16 protein-coding genes are annotated in these 20,030 nt (G+C 62.1%); 10 read left to right on the top strand and 6 right to left on the bottom strand.

The window, feature by feature from the left end; translation table 11 throughout:
• The first annotated feature begins 178 nt into the window (after nucleotides 1-178).
• Both HWX14_RS20175 and HWX14_RS20170 read left to right on the top strand, forming a co-directional pair.
• Nucleotides 179-1,090, top strand: a complete 912-nt coding sequence (locus HWX14_RS20175; protein WP_175884168.1) for an AraC family transcriptional regulator — start codon at nucleotides 179-181, stop codon at nucleotides 1,088-1,090.
• A gap of 132 nt (nucleotides 1,091-1,222) precedes the next feature.
• Complete coding sequence (locus HWX14_RS20170; protein ID WP_175884167.1) at nucleotides 1,223-2,116, top strand: NAD(P)H-binding protein; 894 nt, start codon at nucleotides 1,223-1,225, stop codon at nucleotides 2,114-2,116.
• 78 nt (nucleotides 2,117-2,194) lie between these two features.
• Here the strand turns inward: HWX14_RS20170 and HWX14_RS20165 are convergent, their stop codons facing one another.
• Genes HWX14_RS20165 through HWX14_RS20140 form a run of 6 tightly spaced genes read right to left on the bottom strand, consistent with a single transcriptional unit; the run spans nucleotide 2,195 to nucleotide 8,363 of the window.
• Entirely contained in the window at nucleotides 2,195-3,316 is a 1,122-nt protein-coding gene (locus HWX14_RS20165) for a type VI secretion system ImpA family N-terminal domain-containing protein (protein WP_175884166.1), read from the bottom strand.
• A gap of 6 nt (nucleotides 3,317-3,322) precedes the next feature.
• The gene (gene tssG, locus HWX14_RS20160) at nucleotides 3,323-4,390 is read right to left on the bottom strand and encodes a type VI secretion system baseplate subunit TssG (protein WP_175884165.1); all 1,068 of its coding nucleotides are present in this window, start codon (nucleotides 4,388-4,390) and stop codon (nucleotides 3,323-3,325) included.
• Nucleotides 4,390-6,279, bottom strand: coding sequence for a type VI secretion system baseplate subunit TssF (gene tssF / locus HWX14_RS20155; protein ID WP_175884164.1), 1,890 nt, complete (start codon nucleotides 6,277-6,279; stop codon nucleotides 4,390-4,392). Before tssF ends, tssG begins: the two co-directional genes overlap by 1 nt.
• 35 nt (nucleotides 6,280-6,314) lie before the next feature.
• Nucleotides 6,315-6,875 carry a type VI secretion system baseplate subunit TssE gene (tssE, locus tag HWX14_RS20150; protein WP_175884163.1) on the bottom strand — a complete coding sequence of 187 codons (561 nt, stop codon included), beginning with the start codon at nucleotides 6,873-6,875 and terminating at the stop codon, nucleotides 6,315-6,317.
• Entirely contained in the window at nucleotides 6,868-7,719 is an 852-nt protein-coding gene (locus HWX14_RS20145; RefSeq protein ID WP_175884162.1) for a type VI secretion system accessory protein TagJ, read from the bottom strand. Before HWX14_RS20145 ends, tssE begins: the two co-directional genes overlap by 8 nt.
• Entirely contained in the window at nucleotides 7,716-8,363 is a 648-nt protein-coding gene (locus tag HWX14_RS20140) for a TagK domain-containing protein (RefSeq protein WP_175884161.1), read from the bottom strand. The genes HWX14_RS20145 and HWX14_RS20140 overlap by 4 nt, the downstream gene beginning before the upstream one ends.
• Nucleotides 8,364-8,907: 544 nt before the next feature.
• Between HWX14_RS20140 and tssH the strand changes: the two genes are divergently transcribed.
• The 8 genes from tssH (at nucleotide 8,908) to tssI (ending at nucleotide 20,026) form a co-directional block, all read left to right on the top strand.
• Nucleotides 8,908-11,589, top strand: coding sequence for a type VI secretion system ATPase TssH (gene tssH, locus HWX14_RS20135; RefSeq protein WP_175884637.1), 2,682 nt, complete (start codon nucleotides 8,908-8,910; stop codon nucleotides 11,587-11,589).
• Between the two features lie 37 nt (nucleotides 11,590-11,626).
• Entirely contained in the window at nucleotides 11,627-12,169 is a 543-nt protein-coding gene (gene tssB / locus HWX14_RS20130) for a type VI secretion system contractile sheath small subunit (protein WP_175884160.1), read from the top strand.
• Nucleotides 12,170-12,196: 27 nt separating this feature from the next.
• Nucleotides 12,197-13,690 (top strand): type VI secretion system contractile sheath large subunit, encoded by a 1,494-nt coding sequence (tssC, locus tag HWX14_RS20125; protein WP_175884159.1) that lies wholly within the window; start codon nucleotides 12,197-12,199, stop codon nucleotides 13,688-13,690.
• A 96-nt stretch (nucleotides 13,691-13,786) separates the two neighbouring features.
• On the top strand, nucleotides 13,787-14,272 hold the full coding sequence (locus HWX14_RS20120) for an Hcp family type VI secretion system effector (RefSeq protein ID WP_121862593.1): 486 nt from the start codon (nucleotides 13,787-13,789) through the stop codon (nucleotides 14,270-14,272).
• A gap of 81 nt (nucleotides 14,273-14,353) precedes the next feature.
• Complete coding sequence (gene tssJ / locus HWX14_RS20115; protein ID WP_175884158.1) at nucleotides 14,354-14,857, top strand: type VI secretion system lipoprotein TssJ; 504 nt, start codon at nucleotides 14,354-14,356, stop codon at nucleotides 14,855-14,857.
• 31 nt (nucleotides 14,858-14,888) lie between these two features.
• Nucleotides 14,889-16,235: a type VI secretion system baseplate subunit TssK gene (gene tssK / locus HWX14_RS20110; protein ID WP_175884157.1), complete on the top strand. Its 1,347-nt coding sequence runs from the start codon at nucleotides 14,889-14,891 to the stop codon at nucleotides 16,233-16,235.
• Between the two features lie 35 nt (nucleotides 16,236-16,270).
• Nucleotides 16,271-17,356, top strand: coding sequence for a hypothetical protein (locus HWX14_RS20105; protein ID WP_175884156.1), 1,086 nt, complete (start codon nucleotides 16,271-16,273; stop codon nucleotides 17,354-17,356).
• A 144-nt stretch (nucleotides 17,357-17,500) separates the two neighbouring features.
• Nucleotides 17,501-20,026, top strand: coding sequence for a type VI secretion system Vgr family protein (tssI, locus tag HWX14_RS20100; protein ID WP_175884155.1), 2,526 nt, complete (start codon nucleotides 17,501-17,503; stop codon nucleotides 20,024-20,026).
• The last annotated feature ends 4 nt before the right edge of the window (nucleotides 20,027-20,030 follow it).

Here is a 20,030-nt window from a genome sequence, read left to right as displayed (position 1 = left end):
GTGTCGGATGAGGCGATCGTAGGCTTTGCGGCGCCCGCCGGCGCGCACGCAAGGATCGTTCCGAGCAGAAACGGATGATCTTTTTCTGCTCGATTCGGCGGCCGCCGCGCAGGGCCGGCACGCCGGCTCGAAACGCGTCACAATGCACGTTCGGCACCTGAACTGGTGGAGACCATCAATGAGCGATCCGATTCTTGCCGCGCCGACGGACAACGGCGTCCCGGTCAGCCTGCGCTCCAGCCGCGGGCTCGGCTGGCACGGCTTCGGCGCGTCGCTGCTGGAGATCCGCGCCGGCACGTACCGGATTCCGGCGGCCGAACATCACCGGATCGGCGTGCATATCGGCGCGCCGGTGCGCGCGGATTGCGTGTGCGACGGCGAGCGCGTGTCGCGCATCCAGGCGCACGGCGACATCGACGTGATTCCGGCCGGCCTGCCCGGCCAGTGGACCGACAGCGCCGACTGCCAGATTCTGCACATCGCACTCAGCGACACGTTCGTACGGCACACCGTCGAACAGCTCGAACTGAAGCCGTCGCGCGCGCAGATCCGCCGGCGGCTGCAGGTGCGCGATCCGCGGCTGCAGCACATCGCGTGGGCGATGGCCGCCGAACTCGAAGCGGAAGACGCGTCCGACCCGCTCTATGCGGAAAGCCTGTGCACGGCGCTCGTCGCGCGGCTTGTCGACGGCCAGCCGGCGTTTCGCGAACGCCGACGCACGCTGGCGCCGAAAGCCGCGGCGCGCGTGATCGACTATGTCGAAGCGAATCTCGACCGGCGCATGACGCTCGCCGAACTCGCGGCGCTCGTGTCGATCAGCGTGCCGCATTTCAAGGTGCTGTTCCGCGAAACGCTCGGGATGCCCGTGCACCAGTACGTCGTGCGGCGCCGGGTGGAGCGTGCGAAAGCGCTGCTGCTCGAAGGCCGGCTCAGCATCAGCCAGATCGCGCTGGAAGCCGGGTTTGCGCATCAGAGCCACATGGCGAACTGGATGAACCGCGTGCTGGGTGCGACGCCGACGGAGGTCGCGCGGGGCGGGTTGCGGCTGGCTTATGACGGCGAGGATGGGGCGAAGCCCTCGCGTCGCTAGCGTTCCGATGGATGCGAGCCATGCCCGCGCTCGCATCCCGTCATCCTTTCCTGCTCGATTCATCCGTCCGTGCGCGCCTTCCCGGCCGCGCATACCGACAATCACAGCACTTTCATCCCTCGGGAGCAGATCGTGTTCGTGATCTTCGGAGCATCAGGCAACGTCGGCCTGTCGACCGTGACGACCTTGCGCAACGCAGGCCATTCCGTGCGCGCGGTGCTGCGCGACGCACGCCATCGTGAACGTTTCGTGCAGCTTGGCTGCGATGTCGCAATCGCGGACCTGACGGACGCGAACGCGGTCGCCGCGGCGATCGACGGCGCGCAGGCCGTGCAGCTACTGTGCCCGGTGCCGGCTGCCGATCCCGATCCGGCCGCGACGATGACGCGAACGATCGATGCAGCGACCGCCGCGCTCGCCGCGAACCCGCCGCCGGCGCTGCTTGCGTTGTCGGACTACGGCGCAGAGCTTGAAGGCAATACGGGTATCACGCGTCTGTTCCATGACTTCGAGGAACGGCTGAAGACGATCCCGACGCAGTTGACGCTGCTGCGCTCGGCCGAGCATCTGCAGAACTGGGCGCGCATGCTGCCGGTCGCGCTCGGCACCGGCGCGCTGCCGAGCTTCCACCATCCGGTCGACAAGGTGTTCCCGACGGTCTGGGCGCCCGATGTGGGCGTGGTCGCGGCGCGGCTGCTGCTCGATGCACCGGAAGGCGGGAGCGGGCCGCGCATCGTCAGCGTCGAAGGGCCGCGGCGGGTGAGCGTGACGGCGATCGCGGATACGTTGGGCGCGGCGGCGGGCCGCTCGATCGTCGCGCACGAGTTGCCGCGCGGCACGTGGAACGCGACGCTGCTGCGCGCGGGGCTCAGCGAACGTCATGCGCAACTGATTGTCGATCTGTACGACGTGCACAACGCGGGGCGGATCGATGTCGAGGCTGGTGCGTCGGAGCGAGTGTACGGGACGACGACGCTGAAGGAAGCGCTTGCTGTGCTGGTGCGCGCGCATGTGGCGCGGGCGTGAGGCGGGGCCACCGACCCAGTCGCATACGAGGTTTGCCGGCGAGACGCCGCCTGGTCGTCGTACGGTCGACTTCCGAATCTATTCCAGGCCATTCGCCTGATCCCATTGCGCAAGAAGCTCTGCGGGAATCGCGTTGACAACCTCGACATAGCGTTTGCCAACGCACTGTTCAGCCCGCTTCAGCAATACCGGGATAGGGCTGCTTGGTTCGTTTGCTTCGAACCACTGACGCGCCATACAGATCAGCGTCAGCGCCGCCTGGCGGTTCATCGGCATATGTTCGATACACGTGACGGCGGTCGGCGCGTGTGTGTCGGCGATGAATTTGCCATTCGCAAGCATTGACGGAAATGCTCCATCTTGCCGCCCACTGCCTGTATCCGGGCTTTCAATGTCGTCCTCGAAAGCGCGTGCGACGTTTGAAGCCGCTTCGGTATTCTCATCTTCGACATTTGACAGCCGCAGCAATCGAGTCAACGGCGAAAGGTCGGGAAGATACGTCTCGAGATGCGTAGCCGCCCACAGGTTGATCGCAGCAAGATTTGAGGTCGCCTGGTCGAACGCGCTCATCATTTCCGGCTGTCGGCTCCGCAGATCCTGCAACTGCTGGATGACCGAATCGGGCGCGAGCGCATCCGCCGAACGCGGGTGGGCAAAAGCACGCTCGATATCCCGCATCTGCAGGCGTGTGGCGGTTGACTTCATCAGCACGATCTCCCGGACGTCGGCCAGCAAGCCGTCGGGATCCGCCAATGCCTGCAGCGCATTCATGCGCATTTCCAACGCCGCGCCGCGATCGTCATCCGTGCTTGCCTGAGGGTGAATGCTATCGGGAAATGCCTCCAGCAACGCCGCAAGCAGCCCCGTTCCTTCGGCCAACCCTGACGGACCGCCGAGGCGCGTGCGGCAGCGGGCGTAGAGCACCGCGACACGCATATCCTTCGTGCGCAGCATCAGCCGGCGGCAGTTGCGTTCGAGTTCACTCCAGTTGAGCGGATCAGGTGATCCGACGAACGCGCCGTACTGCACGTCCGGTCTTGACGCGGCTTCAGCGAAAAGCACCACGAAGTCGTGGTCATACTCGAGATCCGAGCCGCACGGCGCGTCCTCGTTTACCGGCGCCAGCCAGTCGACGTGCGTGGTATCGATCGCGGTTGGTCGGCTCGACTTCGCGGAAGTGGCCGGCGGTTTCTTGCTCATGGTCAGTCAGTTCAGGGGGCTGGTCGGACGACGATTGAAATGGCGCGCGTAACGTTCGGGTTCGAACCGCATGCCGGTAACGGGGTTGCGCTGGTCCGGGCGGCCGAGCCATCCGGACCAGCCCATGCGTTGTGGACCGCCCATCACTGCCGGCGGTGCACTCTCGGGCTTGATACGCAACTCGAGTTCCCATTCCAGTTCATAGCCGACGAACGTCCGCACCCATTCGACAAGCCGTGGCAGATCCTCGCCCTGAGGTGTGAAGCGCAGATAAGCGTCGAGATCGAGCGGGCCGATGATGATTCGAAAGCGATGCTGACGGTCCGGTGCGACGCGTCCCAGTATCGCGCCGTGTCCCATCGTCGCGGCGGTGCCCGGGCGGCCCATGCGGCCGCAATCACCCGGATCGATTGCGATCCAGTGGAATACGTTCTCCTCAATCGCAACCGGTACGCCAAAGTAGCGTTCAAGCGTCGCGCGCAAACCATCAGGATTGCGCGATTCGCGGATGAGATGCGCCGAAGCGGCGAGGCACGCGTGCGAGGGGAGCGCACGCTGGGTGATTTCTCCGACGTCCAGTCCGGCGAGGCTCGCGATGTAGAACGAAAATCGCTCCTCGTGCTTTCGATCAAGTCCCGCGGTCGATTGAGCCGAAGCCCACGCCCGATAGAACAGTGTGAAGTAGCGGTGATGGAAGATGTCGAAAAAATCGACGGTCGTCGTGTCCCGCCGGCTGTCCTCACGATCCTTCGCGATCTCGGTGAAGTGGATCGGTAGCGGGCCATTGGGACCGAGCATCCCGAGACTGAAAAGCCGCAGCTTTAACCGCCCGTCCGTTTGTTCCGCGCTGGCGACTTCTCGCGGGGCAAAGGCGAGGCTCGGTTGCTGACCAAGCCGGAAAGGCTCCGCACCAGGCCGGCGTGCCGTGCCGATCGAATCGATCTCGGGGTTCGCGCCGATGCGTCGCAATAGCGACAAAAACCCGAACCGCCATGGCTCGGCGTGCAAGGATTCGAGTTGTTCGCGCGACAGCGTGCTGTCGCGCAGCAGTGCGGGCAGTGTGGCGCGTTTCATCACAGCGCTCCGCGCGTGCCGGTGCGTACGGGCCAGCGTGCGATGCGGCCCCGCTGCATCGAATGAAGTTCGGTCTGCGTAAAGCTGTTGATTGACACGTGCCGCGCAAGCCAATGCTCGACGACCACGCCGAACAGATAGGGGCTTATCCCCGAGAAGTCGGTCTCGTCGACTGTCAGTGTGCATTCGATGCCACGCCCGAATGTCATCGGGCCGCTCTGCAGCAGCTTGCGCGTCACCGGACGCGTCTTTACGCCGACGAGGCTTTCGACTTGCCGGCCTTGTCCCGAGTTGCCCTCCGCGACGTACAGGCGCAGCAGATCACGCAGCCCTTGACCTCCTTCACGGTGGTCGAAATCGTCGAGCGGCAGATAATTGAAGTTGAGCTGGCGGATCAGACGCCATGCCATTTCCCGCTCGGCATAGGGCGGCAGCGGCGGGCTCGGCGGGCGGAGGAGACCGATGCTCTCGACTGGCGCGGATTCTGCCGTGTCCAGGTCGTCGATACCGTTGCGCGGCACAAGCGTAGCGAGATCGCGGTTTGTCAGCAGCGCATCGACCGACAGATAGCGGATGTTTTCGTGATAAGGCGCTTCGTTCTGGTCGACGAGAGAGAGAAACACTTCCGTGCCGATGTACGGCGTACGTGTACCGTAGCGACGAGCGGAATCGGACATGAGACGCCGCTCGCGTCTTGCCGAAAAGTAGCGGCCGTGATTGCCTTCGTCATTGTTCAGCGTTTGGTACAGCGGGCGGAACGTGAGTTCGTCGGATGTCGCGGCCACGCGGCCATACACGGCCTCGACCGAAAACACCTCGTAGTCGAGCGGTGCGAGCCGCGTCGGTACCAGATGAAACTCGGTTTCTCGCGGCGTGATCTCGATCCGGTCGGTATGTTTGCTGAAGAGGTTGATGACGGGTGTGCAGAACAGCGCGAAGCGCGAGGCGTCGACGAGGTTTGCCAGTTGAGCCGGCGAGCGGTCGAGCAGCACGACGACCTCGACTTCCCGGCCGTGTACCGTCGAAAACCCTTCCGACAGCCCGGTCAGCGCAAAAAACCAGAACCGGGCCGGGCATGCGAAATACTCGTGCAGCAGGTTATGGCCATGGAACTTCGTCCATGTGAGCGGCAGCAGATTCTGGTCGGTGCGCAGCCCTTCGTGTTCCACTGCGTCACGCGTCACGGCTGCGAGCGGGCGCCCCGGGACGCCGAACTCGCCAGGCGTGCCGATCACGGACGCGACGGCGCCCACATGCAGCAGCTCGAACAGGTGCGATGCAACCTGCTCGTCACCGGCAAGGTAGACCGGAAGTCGATCAAGCCCCTTCAGGTCGGAGATTCGGACGTCACCGGTCGTCGCCAGCCGTAGCCGCAGTGCGCCCCGCACCTGCGTATCGGGCGGCGCGTAGCGCTCCAGGCCGGCGATGTCCGGCGGAACACCCGTCAAGCGGGCCTCGGTGATCGTCAGCGGCCACAGCATCACGTCCTGACCGCTCGTGAATTGGCACGCGGTTCTTTCGCCATCGGGAATGCGGGCAGTAAACGCGGTGCCGCGCGCAATTCGATATCCGTTCGCGAGGCTGCCTTCCGCCTCCCCGGGATGAAGGCGTGCGACCGCAATCGACGGCGTGGGCGCGACGTAGTTCGGGTAAACGACTTCGAGCAACCGTTCGGTAAAGCGCGGGAATTCCGCGTCGAGCTTGAGCTGCATGCGAGCTGCCATGAAGCTGAACGATTCGATCAGCCGCTCGACGTAGGGATCCGCCACTTCGCCCGCCTGCATGCCGAGCCGGCGGGCGATCTTCGGGTGTGCATGCGCGAATTCGGCCGCGAGCTCCCGCATGTAGAGAAGTTCCTGATTGTAGTAGTCGAGCAGTCGCGGGTCCATCGGAATGATCTCGTTATCGTTGTGGCGTGCCGCGCTTAACTCGTGCGCATGCCGGTGATGCGAATCTCGCTGGTTTCGAGATCCAGCGAGCTCTGCACCATGAACTCGAGCGGGTACGGATCCATGTGAATCAGGCCGCGAACTTCGAACGCGAGGACGTTGTGATGCTCGCCGGCATCGCCGCTGCCGGGACGTGGGGACACCACCAGGGATGCCGGAATCAGCCGCGGTTCGAAATCGGCAATGGCCCGCCGGATCGTCTGCTCGACGTCGTTCCAGTGACGTGATGCGATAAAGGCGCCCGCAAGGGGGGGCACGCCGAAGTTCACGGTCGACGCAGCGACTTGCGGGTGGCGGCTCCGATCGATCTGATCCTCGATGCTGGTTGTGTTGAGCAGGTAGGCGAGATCGCGCTGCACGATGTCGCGCATCTGTTTACGGGTGACCGTGTATTCTTCCGGCGCCTCCGTGCTTCGATGCGGTGCATCGTCACGCAGCCGGTCAAGCAAGGTCGGCATCAAATGCGTATTGGCGCGCCGTGGCGCGCGGACGGCGAGCGAGTCCGCGGCCCGCGGCACTTTCCTGCGCTCACTCATCGGTCGGCTCTTCGGTCGTGGCGCTGTTCTCGATACCCGCGCCGAACTCCGCGGTTGCCAGTTCGAACAGCCCGAAGTCGCCCTGATCCGTTGACCAGGTCTTTTGTCCAAGTGCCATGACGCCGGTTCGGCCGTGCTCTTGCCAGAACGTTTCGCGTCCGATGCGAGCGGCATCGATACCGGCTTCCGAACCCGGATATCGAGCCGGCATGAAACCGTGCATGATGGCGCCGTCGCCAAGCGTGAACGTGCAGGGCGCCCAAACCAGATCGACGACCTTCGTCGGAGGCGGCACGCGCCATGACGCCAGATCGGCGAACGGAATCCAGCGATAGTGCCCGGCCACGATGATTTCGCAGACGGGACCGAAGCGGGAGTCGCTATCGACGATCCAGGCTATCGCACCCTGCGGGATGCGCGCCGGGACGGTGAGAGCAGCGTCGAAGGCCGCTTCGCGCGCGGCGTCGGCTACGTCGATTCGTCCCGCCGCGGCCAGGTGCAGTGCATTCAGCAATCCGTCGATCCACGTAGGCTGCTCGAATACGAAGCCCGGACGCTCACACCCGTCGACCACTTGCTTGCGCTGGCATTCGGCGCGGATCAGATCGCGATAGACCTGTGCGGTTGCCGTTTGGCCGGGTTCGAGCATGGCCCATGTCTGTAGTTGCTGGATTGCCCGCGCCCATTCGCCCACGACGCACAGCAGCTGGAACAGCGCCCATCGATGAGACGCGATGGCCGGCTGCGCGCGCACGCGTGCGGAGATTCGTTCGATCTGTTCGCTGAAGGAGGCATCATCCAGACGAACGAGAGTGGGCGGGTGGGAAGTGGTAAGCCGGGTCAATCTTCGTCCTTTCGCACGGGCGCGGACAGCGGGCTGTCGATAGTCAACGTGTGGTGCTCGCGCCGGGTTAGCGCGGGGGGATGTTGGGCGGCCGTCGCTCGAAAATCGGGCGGCGCGAACAGATGCAGAATCTCGGGAACGGGTTCATCGTCCGACAACGGATCAGTGTGCTCGTCCAGTCGCTCGAATACGTCCTCGAGCGTGCGGTCACCAAACAGCAACGCTTCGATTGAATCGTGATCGCGACTCGCATCCGGACACTCCGGCGAATCAAGCACGGTCGTGCGCGTTGCCGGCTCCGCCGTCGCTGCGATTGACGCCCATTCAGCGGTAGCGGATGCGTGGGGATCGGCCAGCGCACGCCAATACTGGGCGTGCAATGTATCGATCAGCACGTCGGTGGTGTCGGGCGTGTCAACGGAAGCTCGGGACGAAGGAGCTGAATGTCGCGCGACGCGTTCCATGCCGTCGATGCCGAGTTGGCCGAGCAGTTCGTCGGCACAGGGCGACGTGGATGATTCGCTTGCTGGAACCGCCGGTTGGGCAGCAGCAGTGTGGCTGGGCCGCGCATGATCTTTACCACGCGCGAGCCTCGCGTGCGACACGTCCGATTGACGACACCATGGCAGGCGAGGGGAACGCATCTGGCTGTCCAATGATGAGAAGCCCGCATTTTAACCACGAGTTTCGGCAGATTGTTTATTGAGATGAAAATAATCTATTTGGTGTGGATGAGTGGAGTGTTTTTTGAGATGAAGTCCGAAATGTAAAATAAAGTCACAATATGGGTGTGATTATTTTGAGATAAAAATATCGATGAGGTGAGGAGTTTTGGCTCTTTGGAAAAATAAAATTTATCTCAAAATAACAATGACTTGCGATCGTTGGCCGTGAATGCTCTGGTTGGGGCTCTAACCGAAAATTGATCTGGCTTTGCGTATGGCGAGGCAGTAATTTGTCGAAAGGCGATCGGGGGAATTTCCAAGAAAAATTTCAGATCGAATGCATTGACGGAAGTTGTAACTCGTGCTGATAATGCGACTTCGATTTGATTGGCCGATCAAGTCGAGTTGAAGAGAGGGTGACGTACCGGTGCTTCCGGAGGGGCCTCTGGAAGATGATCTGTATGGCAGTCCTAATAGATCATGCGTGGCGCGGGAGTCATCGCGTCCGACAACAAAGATCAACATGACCATTTCTCGCCAAGCACTGTTCGGTAAGCTCGGGGTCCAGCTTTACCGAGGGATCGAGTCGGCGACGAATTTCTGCAAGCTGCGCGGGAATCCGTTCGTCGAGCTCGTCCACTGGCTGCATCAGTTGCTGCAGCTGCCGGACGGCGATCTTCAGCGGATCGTGCGTCACGCCGCGATCGATCGCGACGGGCTGGAACGCGATTTCGCGCGGGCACTGGCCGCGTTGCCGGCCGGCGCAAGTTCGATCAACGACTTTTCGTGGCATATCGAATCGGCGATCGAGCGGGCGTGGGTGCTCGCAACCCTCGAATACGGTGACCGACGCGTGCGCGGCGCATGGCTGATTGCGGCACTCGTGTCGGCCCCTGAGCTGCGGCGCGTCATGCTCGCGATCTCTCCGGCGTTCGGCAAAATTCCGGTCGACGATTTCGACGACGTGCTGCCAGCCTGGGTGGCCGGTTCGCCGGAAGCGGACGACGGGCCGTATGACCATAGCGAATATCTGCCTGCCACGCCGGGTGACGCATCCGGCGCGATGCCGGGCGCGCCGAAGGGCGGGACATTCGACCAATACTGCGCGGATCTGACGGCACGTGCTCGTGCCGGCGAGATCGACCCGGTCATCGGTCGCGAACTCGAGATTCGCACGATGATCGACGTGCTGCTGCGCCGCAGACAAAACAATCCGCTGGTGACCGGTGAAGCCGGGGTCGGCAAGACGGCCGTGGTCGAGGGGCTCGCTCGTGCGATCGCATCGGGCAACGTGCCGCCGAAGCTTGCGGATGTGCGTCTGCTGAGCCTCGATGTCGGAGCATTGCTGGCGGGTGCCAGCATGAAGGGGGAATTCGAAGCGCGCCTGAGGACGTTACTCGAAGCGGCCGCGAAATCGCCAGTGCCGGTCATCCTGTTCATCGACGAAATCCATACGCTGATCGGTGCCGGCGGCCAGGCCGGCACGGGTGACGCCGCCAACCTCCTGAAGCCGGCGCTCGCGCGCGGCACGCTCCGCACGATTGGTGCGACGACCTGGGCCGAGTACAAACGGCATATCGAGAAAGACCCCGCATTGACGCGACGCTTTCAGGTCCTCCAAGTCGCGGAGCCGTCCGAAGCCGCTGCTGTCGATATGGTGCGGGGACTCGTGCAAACGTTTTCCGCACATCACGGCGTAGTGGTGCGCGACGAGGCGATTCGCGGTGCAGTGACGTTGTCTCACCGTTACATCCCGTCGCGCCAGTTGCCGGACAAGGCGATCAGCTTGCTCGATACCGCCTGCGCACGTGTGGCGCTGTCTCAGCATGCCACGCCGCGACAACTCGACGACGTGCGTCAACGGCTTGCGGCGGCTCGCGCGGAAGAGGCGCTACTCGCGCAGGAGGCCCGTATCGGACTAGGCGTGGACAAGACACTCGACAGTGTGCACGAACGCATCGCGGCGCTTGCAGCGGACGAGGCATCGGTCGAGGTGCGCTGGCGTGAACAGATGGCGGCCGCGCAGGCATTGCTTGCGGCACGTGAAACGATGAGCGGCGATACGGCGCACGCGCCGGTGTCGGTTGATCGGCTTCGCGAGCTCGAACAGGCGTTGCTGGCGCTGCAAGGCGATGCGCCGCTCGTGTTTCCGGAGGTCGATGCGGCGATCGTCGCGGAAATCGTCTCCGACTGGACGGGCATCCCTGCCGGGCGCATGGTCACGGACGAAGTCGAGGCGGTGCGTCGCTTGTCCGAAACGCTGGAGGCGCGCGTGGTCGGCCAGACGGACGCGCTGCGCCTGATCGGCGAACGCGTGCAGACCGCACGGGCCGGCCTGACCGATCCGAAAAAGCCGCTTGGCGTGTTTCTGCTCGCGGGCCCGTCGGGCGTCGGCAAGACCGAAACTGCATTGGCGCTGGCCGACGCGCTGTACGGTGGCGAACAAAACCTGATCACGATCAACATGAGCGAGTATCAGGAAGCGCACACCGTCTCGGGGCTGAAAGGGGCGCCGCCCGGCTACGTCGGATATGGCGAAGGTGGCGTGCTGACCGAAGCGGTGCGCCGCCGCCCGTATTCGGTCGTCCTGCTCGACGAGGTCGAAAAGGCCCACGGCGACGTCCACGAAATGTTCTTCCAGGTGTTCGACAAGGGCTACATGGAAGACGGTGATGGCCGCCATATCGATTTCCGCAACACGACGATCCTGCTGACCAGCAATGTCGGCGCGGACCTGAGCGCGACCCTGAGTGCCGATCCCGCGCTCGCGCCGGACCTCGGCGGCTTGCGCGAGGCGCTTGCTCCCGAGCTGCTGAAAACTTTCCCGGCGGCTTTCGTCGGCCGCGTGACGGTGGTGCCGTATCGGCCGCTGGCGGACGACGCGCTCGCGCGCATCGTTCGCTTGCACCTGGAGCGCGTCGTGAAACGCATGGCCGACACGCACGATATCGCACTGACGTTCGACGATGCGGTGGTCGGCTACATCGTCGGTCGCTGTCTCGTTCAGGAAACCGGTGCGCGCGTTCTTATCGGTTTCATCGAACAACACATCCTGCCACGCCTGTCGGCGCTGTGGCTCGATACCTTCGCGTCGAAAGGCGCGCTCGCGCGCATTGCGATCGGTGTCGCCGACTCGGCCGCCGACCCCGTGCGGGCGCTGACCTTCGATGCAATGCCTTCTCGCCTGGACGAATCGCTTCGCTAAGCGCCGTCCACTTCCCACTGTTCAGGAGAACCTGTCCATGTCCGCTTCCAGCAGTTCGCAGAAATTCATCGCGCGCAATCGTGCGCCGCGCGTGCAGATCGAGTACGACGTCGAGGTTTACGGTTCGGAGAAGAAAGTCGAGCTGCCTTTCGTCATGGGCGTGCTGGCCGACTTGTCGGGCAAGCATCCGGTCGAGCCGCTTCCGGCGGTATCCGATCGGCGCTTCCTCGAAATCGACATCGATAATTTCGACGAGCGGATGAAGGCGATTCGACCGCGCGTCGCGTTTGCCGTGCCGAATACGCTGACGGGCGAAGGCCAGATGATGGTCGACATGACCTTCGAGAGCATGGAGGACTTTTCCCCGGCCGCCATCGCGCGCAAGGTCGAGCCGCTGCGCCAGTTGCTCGAGGCCCGCACGCAGCTTGCCAACCTGCAGACGTACATGGACGGCAAGTCGGGCGCCGAAGCGCTCGTCACGCAGTTGCTGCAGGATCCGACGCTCCTGAAATCGCTGGCCGCTGCGCCGAAGCCCGAGCATCACGAAGCGCGCGCCCTCGACCAGAACGAAGCCAACTGACCGACGAACCGATCGAGGATGACCACCATGGCGAAACAACACGCACAGGCCGCGCAAGTGCAGACGGCCACTGAATCCGACTTCGCGCAACTGCTGGAAAAGGAATTCCGTCCGAAGACCGACCAGGCACGCGAGGCCGTCGAATCCGCGGTCCAGACGCTCGCCGAACAGGCGCTTGCACAGACCGCGACCATCAGCGACGACGCGTACAAGAGCATCGCGGCGATCATTGCGCGAATCGACCACAAGCTTTCCGAGCAGATCAACCTGATCCTGCACCACGATGATTACCAGGCGCTCGAATCGGCATGGCGCGGCTTGAACCACCTCGTATCGAATACGGAAACCGACGAGCATCTCAAGATCCGTGTCCTGGACGTGTCGAAGACCGAGCTGCACCGCACGATGCGTCGCTACAAGGGGCTGGCGTGGGATCAAAGCCCGCTCTTCAAGCAGATCTATGAGCAGGAGTACGGCCAGCTCGGCGGGGAGCCGTATGGCTGCATGGTGGCCGACTACTACTTTGACCATACGCCACCCGACGTCGATCTGCTCGGTTCGATTGCGAAGGTCGCCGCGGCATCCCACACGCCGTTCATCACCGGGGCTGGTCCGTCGGTGCTCCAGATGGAATCGTGGCAGGAGCTTGCGAACCCGCGCGATCTGACGAAGATTTTCACGCAGAACCTCGAATATGCGGCGTGGAATTCGTTGCGTAATACCGAGGACGCCCGTTATGTCGGCCTGACGATGCCGCGCTTCCTCGCACGGCTGCCGTATGGGGCGAAGACCAATCCGGTGGACGAATTCGATTTCGAAGAAGACACCAACGGCTCTGACCACAGCCGCTACGGCTGGGCGAATGCAGCATATGCAATGGGCGTCAACATCAATCGCTCGTTCAAGCAGTATGGCTGGTGCTCGCTGATCCGTGGCGTCGAGTCGGGCGGTACGGTCGAAAGCCTGCCGTGCCATACGTTCCCGACCGACGATGGCGGCATCGACATGAAATGCCCGACCGAGATCGCGATCTCGGATCGCCGCGAGGCCGAATTGTCGAAGAACGGCTTCATTCCGCTCGTGCATCGCAAGAACACCGATCACGCGACCTTCATCGGCGCGCAATCGTTGCAGAAGCCGGCCGAGTATCACGATCCGGACGCGACCGCCAACGCGAACCTGTCGGCCCGCCTGCCGTATCTGTTTGCGTGCTCGCGCTTTGCGCACTACCTGAAGTGCATCGTGCGCGACAAGATCGGCGCGTTCAAGGAACGCGAGGACATGCAGCGCTGGCTGAACGAATGGGTCATGCACTACGTCGACGCGGATCCTGCCAACTCATCGCAGGACACCAAGGCGCGCCGGCCGCTCGCCGCCGCCGAAGTGCTCGTCGAGGACGTCGAGGGCAACCCCGGCTATTACCAGGCGAAATTCTTCCTGCGTCCGCACTTCCAGCTCGAAGGGCTGACGGTTTCGCTGCGGCTCGTGACGAAGCTTCCGTCGATCAAGGAAGCGGCGTAACCGGAAGGTAATCGACCCCGTCAGGCCGGGCATTCAATCGCTTCATCTCGTGGTGAACGGCCTGTTTCTACTCACGTAAGTCAAGGAGTACTACGCATGGCACAGGACATTTTTCTGAAGATCGACGGTATCAACGGCGAATCGCTCGACGACAAGCACAAGGACGAGATCGAAGTCCTGAACTGGGATTGGGAAATCACCCAGGAATCGTCGATGCATGCCGGCAGCGGTGGCGGCGCGGGCAAGGCGACGGTCAAGGACCTGACGTTCGAACACAACATCGATCGCGCGAGCCCGAACCTGATGAAGTACGCACTGACCGGCAAGCACATCGACCAGGCGACGCTCGTGATGCGCAAGGCCGGCGGCAACCCGCTGGAGTACCTGAAGGTCACGATGAGCGACGTGATCGTCACGCGCGTGAAGCCGTCCGGCAGCAAGAGCGACGCCGAGAAAAGCCGCGAGACGGTAGCGTTGTCGTTCGCGAAGGTGAAGCAGGAGTATGTCGTGCAGAACGCGCAAGGTGGCAGCGGCGGCGCGGTGACGGCCAGCTTCGACATCAAGGGTAACAAGGAAGCATAAGCCGGCAAGGTGTTGCGCGTGCGCAAGGGTGTTTCCGCGCACGCGCAATGTCCTTTTGCCGCGTTCCAAGACGAGATCTGCATGCGTTCGATCCTGATTGCCACCACGCTTGCCAGTGTCGTGATCCTCACGGCTTGTGCGAGCGGCGAACCGAAGCCCAAGGAGCCGGTTCGGCTCGACCTGACCGTCAGCGCGCGACCGGACGTCAACCCGGACGATCGTGGCCGTGCAGCGCCGATCGTCGTTCGCATCTATGAGCTGAAGAACGACAACGCCTTCAGCACGGCGGACTTTTTTACGCTGCAGACCCAGGAAAAGACGGTATTGGGCGATGACGTCGTGAAGCGTGACGAACTGCAACTGCGTCCCGGCGATCGCAAGACCCTCGTTCGGCGACCGGACCCGGCGACGACCGCCATCGGCGTGATTGCGGCCTATCGCGATTTGCCGAATGCGGTATGGCGTACGGTTTATACGATGCCGACCGCACCCGACAAGGCGTGGTACCGCTTGTTCACGCCGAAGCTGAAATTGACTGTCGATCTCGAGGCGAAGGCCGTCAAGGTCGAGGAAGCGAAGAAATGAAACACGTCGTGCAACAAACCGGACGGTATGTATGAGCTGGTATGCAAAGGTCGCCTGGCAGGAAGGGCTGTTTTTCCGTCCACAACTGTTCCAGCAGCAGGATCGCTACTTCGAGAAGTACGCGCATATGCGTGCGGCTCCGCTGTCGCCGTTCTTTTTCGGCTTTGCGAGCTATGCGCTCGACCTGGAGTCGCTGGCGCTCGGGAAGGTGATCGTCAAATCGGCCGCCGGCGTATTCGCCGACGGCACACCGTTCGATGCGCCGGGCAATACGCCCCTGCCGCCCCCGCTGACGATCCGGCCCGAACACCTCGATCAGGTGATCTATCTCGCGGTGCCGGTCCGGTTGCCGAACTGTGAAGAAACGACGTTCGAGAACAGCGCGGATTCTCTGGCGCGCTACCTGGTGTTCGATACGGAACTGCGCGACACGAATTCGATCGGCCTTGCCCCCGAGTCCGTGCAACTGTCGAATCTGCGCTTGCGCCTGATGCCGGAAAAGGAGTTAGGCGATGCGTGGATCGGCCTCGCACTCACGCGTGTCAAGACGATCCGTGCGGACGGCAGCATCGAACTCGACGATACGCTGGTGCCGCCTGTGTCGGGTTACGGCGCCAGCGACCTGCTCGCGAGCTGGGTGACGAAAATCCACGATCTCGCGCACCTGCGTGCAAAGGCGCTCGCAGCACGGCTCGCCGGCACCGACGAGACGACGGCGAGCGCGGCGACGGTTACGGACTATCTGCTGTTGCAGATCTTGAACCGCTACGAACCGCTGCTGCAGCACATGCTGCGGGTGCCGGCCGTGTCGCCGGCCGATGTCTATGCGTTGTTGATCAGCATGGCGGGCGAACTGTCGACGCATCTGCGCACGGAGACGCGTCGGCCGCTCGACACGCATCCGCCGTATCAGCACACGACGCCGCATCTGTGTCTGAAACCGGTTGTCGATGATACGCATCGGTTGTTGAACGCCGTGCTGGTGCGTAGCGCGCAGAGCATTGCATTCGAAGATCGTGGGCACGGGATGCGCAACGCGGTGGTCGATCCGGTCGACATGCAGGGCTTTACCGCGCTGGTGCTGGCCGTTCATGCGGCGATGCCGCCGGACGTGTTGAAGCAGCAGTTTCTGGCGCAGGCGAAGGCGGGGCCGTCGGAAAAATTGCCGAGCCTTGTGCGCAGTCACTTGCCGGGCATCGGTTTGCAGGCGCTGCCGGTGCCGCCGCGGCAAATTCCGTTCAATGCGGGATATATCTATTACGAACTGACGCAAGGCGGGCCGCTTTGGGAGGAAGTCGTGCGGCATGGTGGCTTCGCGTTGCACGTGGCAGGGGAGTTCCCGTCGTTGAGGTTGGAGTTGTGGGGTGTGCGCGCGTAAGCGCCGCCAGTGTCCTGTGGGGAGATGTTTTATAAATGCGCAAAATTTGTTTATTGAAAATAAGTATTACAACGTTGTTATTTGCGATTCTCGCAGAGGGAACGCTAGCGGCGTCGGAATCGACGATCAAGCTCTGCCAGGATGCAGATTGCGTGGTGCCATTGGCAAGCGAACCTTATCAATGGGTGACGCTCGATGGACGGGTTCTGATTGCCGGGATTGCCGACGAAAATGGTGATGCTCGCGTTATTTCAGAATCTAATGTCAAGAAGTATGCGCTCGAAACTGTCAATCGCCGTTGGGAATACTACGTAGAGTCGCGATGCTGGGCAGGTGAATTTCAGAATTGTATCAAGATGACTGATGCGAGAAACATTGATGGATTTTACGATCTGAAGTCGCACAAGAAGAGTGAGGAAAAGGCAAAAATTGAGGAGTATAAAAGGAAGCGAATAGAACAGGCGCTGCTGAGTGCTTATAAAGAAGCGGCTGACAAGAATGATGATCCATTGGCATGGCTTGGGCCGCTGCCGAAAGAATGGCGGCGGGGCGACGTGCGCGACCGCTTGGAGAAACTGACGGACCAAATCTCAAAGGATGTCACTGCATTCATAGAATCAGGTGATCCTTTCGCGAGTTTTCGTTGCGAAACACCGGCGGAATTTGGCGCGGTTCCGGACGAGGCCGCCGTGCGGAGGTTCATGACCGAGTTCGGCAAAGGCAAGGTGAGCGACGCTACATGGGACAGTGTGATGCTGGCGGCCAAGAAAGGCAACTGGCAAGCCCGATGGTTCGTGTATGCATATTATAGGGATTTTATCCGTCATAACGACAGCCTTGTGCTGTCTTATCGACTGCTGCAATTGAAGGAATGGCTGGTGTCTCATCAGGTAGGTCCGATCTATTTCGAGTTCTCGAACGCCTTGGATGCGACCGGTATTAGGGGCGGGCCGTCGGGATATATATCGCCTGCCACTCTTCTAGCAGCTCATCGAGGAAGCTATACGGCAATGTCGCAGGTGGGACATTCGCTCGAGAACGACGAATCGCCGGATGTTAAAAGATTGGGAAAGGCCATGATTGATTGCGCGAGCTCGATGGTGCCGAAAGGGATGCGATGAAAATCGGTGATTGAACAGTTCTCGGATGGGACTGATAGGCGCGGCCGTAGTTTTTGGCCGTCCGGGAATGAGCGCAAGTGGCAAGAAAGAGGCCGCATAGTCGGAGATCGTCGATGAATCGATTGATTCAATGGAGGTGCCGGGATGGCTCTGTTTGACGCACCACGGACGTTGTCGGTTTCCGGCGCGGCCCTGCCGGTGTATGGTGATCGTCCGATCCTCACGCCGGTGAAGCTTACGGGAGGCGAAACGCTTGGCGAGTTGTTCGAGTACACGCTCGAGCTGAAAACCCCGGACGAACTCGGGTTCTCGCATAGCATTGCCGCGAATATCGATCTCGACAAGCTGATCGGCACCGAACTGACCGTTTTGATTCAGCTCGAAGGTGTTGGGCATTTCATTCGCGGCCTTGCCGGCAACGCCGGAATGGCGAACATCGGCGCAGGCACGCGCGAGATCACCGGCATCGTCACCAACGCATCCATCCTGCGAGAAGACGGGCGCTCGATCGTATACGCGGTCACGCTTCGACCGTGGCTCTGGCTGGCGACGAAGAACTGCAATTGCCGCATCTTCCAGGATATGTCCGTGATCGAGATCACCGACGCGGTGCTCTCGGCCTACCTGTTCCCTGTCGACAAACGACTGACGCCGCCGCGTCCGAACAAGACCTGGCCCAAGCGGGATATCCAGCGCCAGCACCACGAAAGCGATTGGACGTTCCTGCAACGCCTGTGGGAAGAGTGGGGCATCTTCTACTTCTTCGAGCACGACGACGAGAAGCACCGTCTGGTGCTTTGCGATGCGATAGCGGCGCTCAAGCCGCATGGCGATGCCTATTCGACGATCCGCTACGAGGCTCCCGATAGCCGGCGTATTGACGAGGAACATATTCATGCGCTGTCGGTCTCGAATGCGCTGACGACTGGTGCGGTGACCAGTGTCGACTACGACTACACCCGGCCGCGCGCAGACCTGACGGTTGCGCGAGAAGACCCGCGCAATACGGGGCTCGCCAATCAAGAGCATTACACGTGGGGCGATTACACACAGCCGCAGGCCGGTACGGGCGGCTTGTCAGGCGCGCCAAACGAACCGCGGACCGAAGCGGAATACCTGACGCTCGTGCAGATGGAGGCGTGGCGCTGTCAGGGGCTCAGGGCTTCCGGTAAGGGCAACCTGCGCGGGCTGGTCACTGGCCGGACCTTCGTGCTTTCGCACTACCCGCAGAGTGCCGCGAACTGCGAGTACGCGGTTATCGCCGCGAGGCTGACGATCGAAGAGGTCGGCGAGGCATCGGGTTCCGGTCAGAGATACCACTGCGAAGCGGACTTCGTGTTGCAGCCGACCTACGAGCCGTTCCGACTGCTACGCACGATCGAGAAACCGCGTATTACCGGCGTCGAATATGCCGTTGTGACGTGTCCGGAAAATCAGGAAATCTGGACGGACGCGTACGGTCGGGTGAAGTTGCAGTTTCTGTGGGATCGGCTCGGCAACAACGACGAACGTTCGAGTTGTTGGGTGCGCGTGGCCGGCGCATGGCATGGCGATCAGTTCGGCGGGATCTTCCTGCCGCGCCGGGGCCATGAGGTTGAGGTTGCATTCGCGAATGGCGATCCGGACTTGCCGATCATCGTCGGCAGCGCGGTGAATGCGTTCAACAAGCCGCCGTTTGCTTTGCCGGAGAACCAGACGCTTGCCGGTTTTCGCAGCAAAGAGATCGGCGCTCGGCGAGCAAATACGCTGGCTTTCGACGATACGAACGGAAAGATTCAGGCGCACCTGTCGAGTGATGAAGGTAGCTCGCAGTTGAATTTGGGTTACATCACGCGTATCGCGGGTAACGCTGGTCGGCAGGATGAGCGCGGTCGGGGCGTCGAATTGCGTACCGATGGGGACGGCGTCTTCCGCGCGGCGACGGGCATGTTGCTCACGACGCAAGGCCGCCCTAATGCGCAGGGCCATACCAAAGCCATGTCGGAAGCGATCCGTCGGCTCGAAGTTGCACAGAGCCTGCATGTCGCGATGAGCCAGGCCGCCCAGGAAGCTCAAGCCCAGGAGACCGACGGGCACCAGTCGGACCTCGCGAAGACGATTGAAGCGCAGAACGACCAGATTCGCGGTGTCGCGCGCGGCGAAAATCCGTTCCCCGAATTTTCCGAGCCCCATCTGATGATCGATGGTAAGGCGGGTGTTGAAATCACGACGCCAGCTACGGTGCATGTGGCCGCGCAACAGGTCGCGTTAACGAGCGAGGGGCATGTCGGCGTCGCGAGCGGCCGAAGTTTCTTTGCGAGCGTGCGCGACACGATCAGTCTGTTTGCCCAACAGGCGGCTATCAGGATTTCGGCCGCGCTGGGTGACATCGTTCTTCACGCGTTGACCAGTTCGATCAAGCTGGAGTCCGCGAAGTCCATCCAGTTACTGACGAAAGTCATCCAGATCACGGGCGTTGAAAAGCTGGAGCTGCAAGGCGGCAAGACCCGCATGGTGCTTGACGACAGTGGCGCGCAGATATTTACGCCGGGCAAATTCGTTGCGTTCGCATCTACCCACTCGCTACCGGGACCGAAAGACGCGCCGGTCAGCCTTACGCCGAAGAGTATCTGCATCGAATGTCTTCTCAAAGCTGCTAGAGGTGGTTCGGCGCTGGTTCCGCGGCAATAGCCTC

This window comes from Burkholderia sp. BCC0044, from assembly GCF_902832955.1.
Classification (GTDB): Bacteria; Pseudomonadota; Gammaproteobacteria; order Burkholderiales; family Burkholderiaceae; genus Burkholderia.
The sequence above is the reverse complement of the archived record's forward strand: the minus strand, read 5'-3'. Positions and strand labels throughout refer to the sequence as shown.

What these genes read in the sequence shown, in the direction of transcription:
- HWX14_RS20175 (WP_175884168.1), top strand. Translation starts at nt 179, where the DNA reads ATGAGCGATCCGATTCTTGCCGCGCCGACGGACAACGGCGTCCCGGTC.
- HWX14_RS20165 (WP_175884166.1), bottom strand. Translation starts at nt 3,316, where the DNA reads ATGAGCAAGAAACCGCCGGCCACTTCCGCGAAGTCGAGCCGACCAACC.
- tssG (WP_175884165.1), bottom strand. Translation starts at nt 4,390, where the DNA reads ATGAAACGCGCCACACTGCCCGCACTGCTGCGCGACAGCACGCTGTCG.
- tssF (WP_175884164.1), bottom strand. Translation starts at nt 6,279, where the DNA reads ATGGACCCGCGACTGCTCGACTACTACAATCAGGAACTTCTCTACATG.
- tssE (WP_175884163.1), bottom strand. Translation starts at nt 6,875, where the DNA reads ATGAGTGAGCGCAGGAAAGTGCCGCGGGCCGCGGACTCGCTCGCCGTC.
- HWX14_RS20140 (WP_175884161.1), bottom strand. Translation starts at nt 8,363, where the DNA reads ATGCGTTCCCCTCGCCTGCCATGGTGTCGTCAATCGGACGTGTCGCAC.
- tssH (WP_175884637.1), top strand. Translation starts at nt 8,908, where the DNA reads ATGACCATTTCTCGCCAAGCACTGTTCGGTAAGCTCGGGGTCCAGCTT.
- tssB (WP_175884160.1), top strand. Translation starts at nt 11,627, where the DNA reads ATGTCCGCTTCCAGCAGTTCGCAGAAATTCATCGCGCGCAATCGTGCG.
- tssC (WP_175884159.1), top strand. Translation starts at nt 12,197, where the DNA reads ATGGCGAAACAACACGCACAGGCCGCGCAAGTGCAGACGGCCACTGAA.
- HWX14_RS20120 (WP_121862593.1), top strand. Translation starts at nt 13,787, where the DNA reads ATGGCACAGGACATTTTTCTGAAGATCGACGGTATCAACGGCGAATCG.
- tssJ (WP_175884158.1), top strand. Translation starts at nt 14,354, where the DNA reads ATGCGTTCGATCCTGATTGCCACCACGCTTGCCAGTGTCGTGATCCTC.
- tssK (WP_175884157.1), top strand. Translation starts at nt 14,889, where the DNA reads ATGAGCTGGTATGCAAAGGTCGCCTGGCAGGAAGGGCTGTTTTTCCGT.
- HWX14_RS20105 (WP_175884156.1), top strand. Translation starts at nt 16,271, where the DNA reads ATGCGCAAAATTTGTTTATTGAAAATAAGTATTACAACGTTGTTATTT.
- tssI (WP_175884155.1), top strand. Translation starts at nt 17,501, where the DNA reads ATGGCTCTGTTTGACGCACCACGGACGTTGTCGGTTTCCGGCGCGGCC.